This window comes from Pseudomonas sp. P4_B4 (assembly GCF_056402255.1).
The window spans coordinates 1-858 of record NZ_JBFUHS010000087.1; the positions used below are offsets into that span (position 1 = coordinate 1).

Here is an 858-nt window from a genome sequence, read left to right on the forward strand (position 1 = left end):
CAGTACAAGATAACCATCTTATGATGGCTGGGTTCCCCCATTCAGACATCTCCGGATCAAAGTCTGTTTGCCGACTCCCCGAAGCTTTTCGCAGGCTACCACGTCTTTCATCGCCTCTGACTGCCAAGGCATCCACCGTATGCGCTTCTTCACTTGACCATATAACCCCAAGCAATCTGGTTATACTRTGAAGACGACATTCGCCGAAAATTCGATGCTTGCTCATAAAGAGCAACTCACAAATTTTACCTTAGCCTGATCCGTTACCAGTGAAAGTAACGTTCAGTCTATCTTTCTATCACATACCCAAATTTTTAAAGAACGAACTAGTCAAAGACTAGAAATCAACATTCACCATCGWMYCGATGGAATGCTCATTTCTAAGCTTTACACAATCAGAAGCAGTAGTGGTGGAGCCAAACGGGATCGAACCGTTGACCTCCTGCGTGCAAGGCAGGCGCTCTCCCAGCTGAGCTATGGCCCCGTATTTCTACAGGCGTTTCCCACACAAAATTGGTGGGTCTGGGCAGATTCGAACTGCCGACCTCACCCTTATCAGGGGTGCGCTCTAACCAACTGAGCTACAGACCCAATTTCGGGCTGCTTCTATATCGTCTTCTTCAATGAATCAAGCAATTCGTGTGGGAACTTATGGAGCAGCTGAGTCGTCGATTAAGGAGGTGATCCAGCCGCAGGTTCCCCTACGGCTACCTTGTTACGACTTCACCCCAGTCATGAATCACACCGTGGTAACCGTCCTCCCGAAGGTTAGACTAGCTACTTCTGGTGCAACCCACTCCCATGGTGTGACGGGCGGTGTGTACAAGGCCCGGGAACGTATTCACCGCGACATTCTGA

At 49.4% G+C, this 858-nt stretch carries 2 tRNA genes and 2 rRNA genes; all 4 read right to left on the minus strand.

The features are described from left to right. A 23S ribosomal RNA gene (locus tag AC1DVE_RS31155) occupies window positions 1-159 on the minus strand; the annotation flags it as partial. A 249-nt stretch (window positions 160-408) separates the two neighbouring features. Beyond that, window positions 409-484: transfer RNA gene (locus AC1DVE_RS31160), tRNA-Ala, on the minus strand. A 30-nt stretch (window positions 485-514) separates the two neighbouring features. Then, a tRNA-Ile gene (locus AC1DVE_RS31165) sits at window positions 515-591 on the minus strand. A gap of 82 nt (window positions 592-673) precedes the next feature. After that, window positions 674-858: ribosomal RNA gene (locus AC1DVE_RS31170) — 16S ribosomal RNA — on the minus strand; the annotation flags it as partial.